Below are 5,972 nucleotides of genomic sequence, written 5' to 3' on the forward strand. Positions count from 1 at the left end.
CCTGTTCAATATGCAAAACGTGTGGTCGGGCGAAAAATTTACGGCGGACACAGCACGCATATTCCGATGCGGGTGAACACCGCTGGCGTGATGCCGATTATTTTTGCGCAATCGATTATGTTTATTCCCAGTACGTTTGGAACCTTTTTCCCAAACAATGAGTTTGTCTCTTCACTGGTTGCCATGTTTGACATTCAATCGTGGCTTTATTGGTTCATTTACGGAATAATGATTGTGTTTTTCACCTATTTTTACACGGCTATCACGTTTAATCCGGTCGATGTTGCGGAAAATATGCAGAAATACGGCGGTTTTATTCCCGGTATTCGTCCGGGCAAAAAGACATCCGAGTACCTGGACTATATCCTGACGCGAATTACATTGCCCGGCTCTATTTTCCTGGCAATTATCGCAATATTCCCGTATTTCATTATGAAATATACAAATGTGAGCTACAATTTTGCTTCTTTCTACGGGGGCACGGGATTGCTGATTGTTGTGGGTGTAGCGCTGGATACGCTTCAACAAGTGGAATCGCATCTGCTGATGCGCCATTACGACGGCTTTATGAAAACCGGTCGTCTTCGCGGCAGAAGAAGAGCCTAACGGAAGGAACAGTCCATGCGTTTAATTATGTTGGGTGCTCCCGGCGTTGGCAAGGGAACGCAAGCGCAGAAACTGCAGGATCATTTTGGAATTGTACAGATTTCTACAGGGGATATTCTCAGAGCCGCCGTTCGTGAAGGAACGGATTTAGGAAAAACAGCAAAAAGGTATATGGATCGCGGGGAATTGGTTCCCGACGATGTGATCATTGGCATTATTCGCGAAAGGCTATCGCAGCCCGATTCAAAAAAAGGATTTATTCTGGACGGATTTCCGCGTACGATTCCTCAGGCAGAAGCGCTGGATGCGCTGTTGACCGATATGAATCTTGATCTGGATGCGGTATTGGAAATCTATGTAGACCCGGAAAAAATTGTTCAACGACTGACCAATCGACGGGTGTGCAGCCGATGCGGGGCCGTTTTCAATCTTCTGACCGATCCGCCTCCGGAAGACGGAAAATGTCCGAAATGCGGCGGGACAATTATTCAGCGGGATGATGATAAGGAAGAAACGGTTCGAAACCGGTTGGAAGTTTATGAAAAGCAGACTGCACCGCTGAAGAAATTTTATAAAGAAAAAGGGCTTTTAAAGACGATTGATGGCGACGATTCGATTGAAAATGTGTACCAGAAGATACTGGTTGCACTGGGCTTGGAAAAGGGAAAATGATCATTATTAAGACGCCATCAGAGATTGATCTGATTCGTCAATCCTGCAGGATTTTGGTTGATACATTCAAGGAGATTGAGGGGCATTTAAAGCCGGGTATTTCAACGGCGGAAATCGACAGAATTGCGGAGAAATATATTCATTCCCGGGGAGGGGTACCTTCTTTCAAGGGATTTCACGGATTTCCGGGAACAGCCTGCATTTCGATCGATGAGCAGGTTGTTCATGGCATTCCGGGTAAGCGCCGCCTGGAAGAAGGGCAGATTGTAGGGGTAGATATGGGGGTGATTTACAAAGGCTTTTATTCGGATGCCGCTCGTACCTATCCCGTTGGAAAGGTTTCTGATCTGAAGAGAAAACTAATGGATGTGACAAAAGAGGCGCTTTGGAAAGGGATTGAGCAGGCACGGGTTGGGAACCGTGTAAGCGATATTTCCCACGCAGTTCAGACGTACGTAGAGAAACACGGGTTTTCGGTTGTGCGGGATCTGGTGGGACACGGTGTGGGAAAGGACGTATGGGAACAGCCGCAAATTCCAAATTACGGCCCTCCGGGGAAAGGCCCGCGGCTGCGTGAAGGAATGGTTGTGGCTATTGAACCCATGGTAAATGCGGGGACATACGAGGTGTACACCGAATCGGATGGATGGACTGTGGTAACGGCTGATGGTGAGCCATCCGCGCATTTTGAACACACCATCGCTTTGTTTAAGGATCATACAGAAGTTCTAACAGAAGGCATTTAAAAAAACAGGACACTTATGGCTAAGGAAGAACCCATTCGCGTAGACGGAACGATCACAGAAACGTTACCCAATGCCACATTTCGGGTAGAATTGGAAAACGGACACAAAATTTTGGCTCACATTTCCGGGAAAATGCGTATGCATTTTATCAAGATTTTACCCGGCGACAAGGTGACCGTTGAACTGTCCCCGTATGATTTAACACGGGGCAGGATTATCTATCGCTATAAATAGGCTTTGCTTATAAAAATTTTTAAATTTTTTGTTGATTCTTGGAGGATAGAATGAAAGTAAGATCATCTGTAAAAAAAATGTGCGATAAATGTAAAATAGTAAAGAGAAAGGGTGTTGTACGTGTAATTTGTACAAACCCCCGACACAAACAACGCCAGGGTTAATTGCTTAATCGAAGGAGGTTAATTTGGCTCGTATTGCAGGTATCGATTTGCCTAAAAATAAACGCTTGGAAGTTGCCCTTACGTACATCTACGGGATCGGCCCATCGACCTCGCGCAAAATTCTGGTGGCAACTGGGATTAGTCCGGATAAACGCGTTCATGAAATGACGGAAGAAGAAACTGCCAAAATTCGATCCTACATTGAATCGAATTTTAAGGTAGAAGGGGCCCTGCGTGCACAAATCAATATGGACATCAAACGGCTCATGGATATTGGCTGTTATCGCGGGTTGCGGCACCGCATGGGACTCCCGGTCCGCGGACAGAGAACGCATACAAACGCGCGAACACGCAAAGGGCATAAGCCAAGTATCGGCGGAAAAAAGAAATAATAATCCATTTTATTGAAAAAAAGTTAATCGTTGTACGGAGGTTATTTTGGCGAAAGTTAGACGGACCACAAAACGCAAAAAAAAGGGCCCGGTAGAGGCAAATGGAGTGGCTCATATTCGGGCGACATTCAATAACACCATTGTTTCTCTGACCGATCAGTACGGAAATGTCATTTCCTGGGCTTCTGCCGGAAAGGTGGGCTTTAAAGGCTCACGAAAAAGTACCCCATTTGCAGCTCAGCTTGCGGCAGAGAATGCGGCTAAAGAAGCGATGGATTTGGGATTGAAGAGAGTGGAGGTTTTGGTAAAGGGCCCCGGATCCGGCCGTGAAGCAGCCATTCGTTCGCTGCAGGCAGCGGGACTTGAAATTAAGGCGATCAGGGACGTTACACCCATCCCTCATAATGGGTGCCGTCCACCAAAACGAAGAAGAGTGTAATACAAGGTTTTTGGAGGCTACTACATGGCAAGATATACAGGACCGGTTTGTAAATTGTGTCGGCGAGAGGGTGAAAAGCTCTTTTTAAAGGGAACAAAATGCTTTACGAATAGATGCCCTTTTGAGCGAAAAAGCTACATTCCGGGTCAGCATGGTAAATCGCGGCGTTTTAAATTGTCTGAATATGGCATTCAGTTGCGGGAAAAGCAAAAGCTGCGCCGGATTTACGGATTGCTTGAAAAACAATTTCGGATTTACTTTGAAAAAGCAGAAAAAGAGCGGGGCATTACCGGCGAAAACCTCTTGAAGATGCTGGAGCGTCGTTTGGATAACGTGGTTTATCGCCTGGGATTGGCGCCGACCCGAAACTCGGCCCGTCAGCTGGTGAGGCATCGCCACATAACCGTTAATGGACGTATTGTGGATATTCCGTCCTTTTTGGTTAATCCCGGTGATGTGGTCAAAGTGAAAGATAAAAGCAAGCGAATGGAGATTATACACGACTCATTAAAGCGTGTTAGGGAAGGAAAATTGGTTCCCTGGTTAGAACTGGACAAAGCCACCCTTTCCGGACGTTTTCTCGAAATGCCGAATCGGCAGGATATTCCAGTGAACGTCAATGAAAGCCTGATTGTGGAGTTGTACTCTAAATAATCATCCGGGCGAGGACGAAATCCACCCCTGGTGAACCTGAGTTTGTTCACCCGGCGTTTCTGTCGTCGGCGGATGTTTGTAGGTGGTTTAAAGAAAAATTTGAATAAATAAGGTTTTTAACTTCGGAGAGAGGAATTTAATGAATTTCCAAAGTTTACAAATGCCAGAACGAATTGAGTTGGACGAATCAACGTTCTCCAATAATTATGGAAAATTTATCGTCCAGCCTTTGGAGAGAGGCTTTGGTGTAACCATTGGAAATGCGCTGCGTCGTGTCTTGCTGTCGTCGCTTCCGGGTGCAGCCATTACCAGCATCAAAGTAGATGGTGTTTTGCACGAGTTTACAACAATTCCTGGCATGGTAGAAGATGTGTCTGAAATGATTATGAATTTAAAAGGGGTTCGGTTTAAGCTGATCGCAAAGAAACCCGAAAAGATTACGCTGCACCTGAAAGGCCCTAAAGAATTTAAAGCTGGAGATTTGCAGCAGGATTCCACCGATTTTGAGGTGTTGAACCCCGACCATCATATTGCGACCTTGAATGAGGATGCCGATTTCAATATGGAAGCGCGCATTTCCCGGGGACGCGGCTATTTGCCGGCTGAAGCGAACAAGCATCCGGATCAGCCCATCGGCGTGGTTCCAATCGATGCTATTTTTACGCCCATTATTAATGTGGCCTATCATGTGGAAGAAACACGCGTGGGACAGCGAACAGATTTCGAAAAACTCATTCTCGAAATAAAAACGGATGGCAGCATTACCCCGGACGATGCCCTGACACAGGCCGCAAGAATTATTCAGGATCACATCCAATTATTCATCAATTACGATGTGGAACCCGAAGAAGAGATCCCGCCGGAAATTGATGAAGAAGCCCTGCGGATTAAGAAGCTTCTGAAGATGAGTGTGGATGAGTTGGAGCTTTCTGTGCGGGCGAGCAATTGTCTGAAAGCTGCCAATATTGAAACGATTGCGGATCTGGTCAAACGTGACGAATCGGAAATGCTGAAGTTCCGGAATTTCGGTCGAAAGTCTCTTACGGAATTGAGCAATGTCCTGGAAAGCCTGGGCCTGCATTTTGGAATGGATGTGGATAAATATCTAAACAACGAGAACGAATAAATCAAAACTATTGGGTGAATTTTTATGAGACATAGAAAATCGTTCGCCAAGTTGAATCGAACGGCTGAACATCGCAAAGCGACGTTAGCCAATTTGGCCTCTGCCTTAATCGAGCGAAAAAAGATCAAAACAACACATGCAAAGGCAAAAGCTGCACAACGTTTCGTGGAGCATCTGGTTACTCTGGCCAAAAAGGGTGACTTAAATTCAAGGCGTTTAGTCCTGAGCCGGTTACGAAACAAAACGGCCATGTTTATTCTTTTTGATGAAATAGCCCCCAGTTTTGCCGATCGGAACGGCGGCTATACGCGCGTGATCCACCTTGAACGACGCCTGGGTGACGGAGCAGAGATTTCCCTTCTGGAATTTGTGGGCTATGAATCGGTTAAGCACAAACAGAAAAAGGAAGAGAAAAAGACCCATAAAACGGAAGAAGAAAAAGCTGAGGCTAAAAAATCAGCGAAAAAGGTTTCTGAAGAGGAAACAGCTTCTGCCGAAACGGAGGAAAAGGCTGCAAAAGAAGCACCTGCTCCGGCCGAAGAAACATCTGAAGAGGCGACTGAAACGACAACGGAAGAAACACCAGAGCCGCCCAAAGATGAAGCGGCCCCGTCAGAGCCCGAAGCGCCGGAACCTGATAACTCAAAATCGGATTCTGAAGAAGAGTCCAAGGAAAAATAAAAATTTGTTTTCTGTTGAAAAAGGCAACCCCGGGGTTGCCTTTTTTGTTTTTACGCAATTTCAAGTAAAAACACCTGTTTTCATAAAAAATAAACGAAAGCTTTGAAAAAATCAAGATTTATGACACAGGCAATGGCTTATAAAAAAAGGTTCTACAGGCTTTTTTATGGGGAAAATGACTTTTTTAAATAAGACAGAGCTTCTTTTTGACCGATTGCTTGACTTGGGTAAAAAGGCTATATATTGTTTGTTATGGGC

General features: G+C 45.5%; 10 protein-coding genes. All 10 read left to right on the forward strand.

The window, feature by feature from the left end:
- A partial coding sequence (locus tag GXO76_00005; GenBank protein NOY76224.1) for a preprotein translocase subunit SecY occupies window positions 1-606 on the forward strand: 606 nt, incomplete at its 5' end.
- Window positions 607-621: 15 nt separating this feature from the next.
- A complete protein-coding gene (locus GXO76_00010; protein NOY76225.1) occupies window positions 622-1,278 on the forward strand; it encodes an adenylate kinase in 657 nt (218 codons plus the stop codon).
- On the forward strand, window positions 1,275-2,024 hold the full coding sequence (map, locus tag GXO76_00015) for a type I methionyl aminopeptidase (protein NOY76226.1): 750 nt from the start codon (window positions 1,275-1,277) through the stop codon (window positions 2,022-2,024). The genes GXO76_00010 and map overlap by 4 nt, the downstream gene beginning before the upstream one ends.
- Before the next feature lie 15 nt (window positions 2,025-2,039).
- A complete protein-coding gene (gene infA, locus GXO76_00020) occupies window positions 2,040-2,258 on the forward strand; it encodes a translation initiation factor IF-1 (protein NOY76227.1) in 219 nt (72 codons plus the stop codon).
- A gap of 50 nt (window positions 2,259-2,308) precedes the next feature.
- Window positions 2,309-2,422 (forward strand): 50S ribosomal protein L36, encoded by a 114-nt coding sequence (rpmJ, locus tag GXO76_00025; protein NOY76228.1) that lies wholly within the window; start codon window positions 2,309-2,311, stop codon window positions 2,420-2,422.
- 23 nt (window positions 2,423-2,445) lie between these two features.
- On the forward strand, window positions 2,446-2,814 hold the full coding sequence (gene rpsM / locus GXO76_00030) for a 30S ribosomal protein S13 (protein NOY76229.1): 369 nt from the start codon (window positions 2,446-2,448) through the stop codon (window positions 2,812-2,814).
- A gap of 46 nt (window positions 2,815-2,860) precedes the next feature.
- The gene (gene rpsK, locus GXO76_00035) at window positions 2,861-3,253 is read left to right on the forward strand and encodes a 30S ribosomal protein S11 (GenBank protein NOY76230.1); all 393 of its coding nucleotides are present in this window, start codon (window positions 2,861-2,863) and stop codon (window positions 3,251-3,253) included.
- A gap of 24 nt (window positions 3,254-3,277) precedes the next feature.
- Window positions 3,278-3,907, forward strand: a complete 630-nt coding sequence (gene rpsD, locus GXO76_00040) for a 30S ribosomal protein S4 (GenBank protein NOY76231.1) — start codon at window positions 3,278-3,280, stop codon at window positions 3,905-3,907.
- A 139-nt stretch (window positions 3,908-4,046) separates the two neighbouring features.
- The gene (locus GXO76_00045; GenBank protein ID NOY76232.1) at window positions 4,047-5,033 is read left to right on the forward strand and encodes a DNA-directed RNA polymerase subunit alpha; all 987 of its coding nucleotides are present in this window, start codon (window positions 4,047-4,049) and stop codon (window positions 5,031-5,033) included.
- Window positions 5,034-5,057: 24 nt separating this feature from the next.
- Complete coding sequence (gene rplQ, locus GXO76_00050; GenBank protein NOY76233.1) at window positions 5,058-5,714, forward strand: 50S ribosomal protein L17; 657 nt, start codon at window positions 5,058-5,060, stop codon at window positions 5,712-5,714.
- Window positions 5,715-5,972 lie beyond the last annotated feature (258 nt).

Source organism: Calditrichota bacterium (assembly GCA_013151735.1).
Taxonomy (GTDB): Bacteria; Zhuqueibacterota; JdFR-76; order JdFR-76; family BMS3Abin05; genus BMS3Abin05.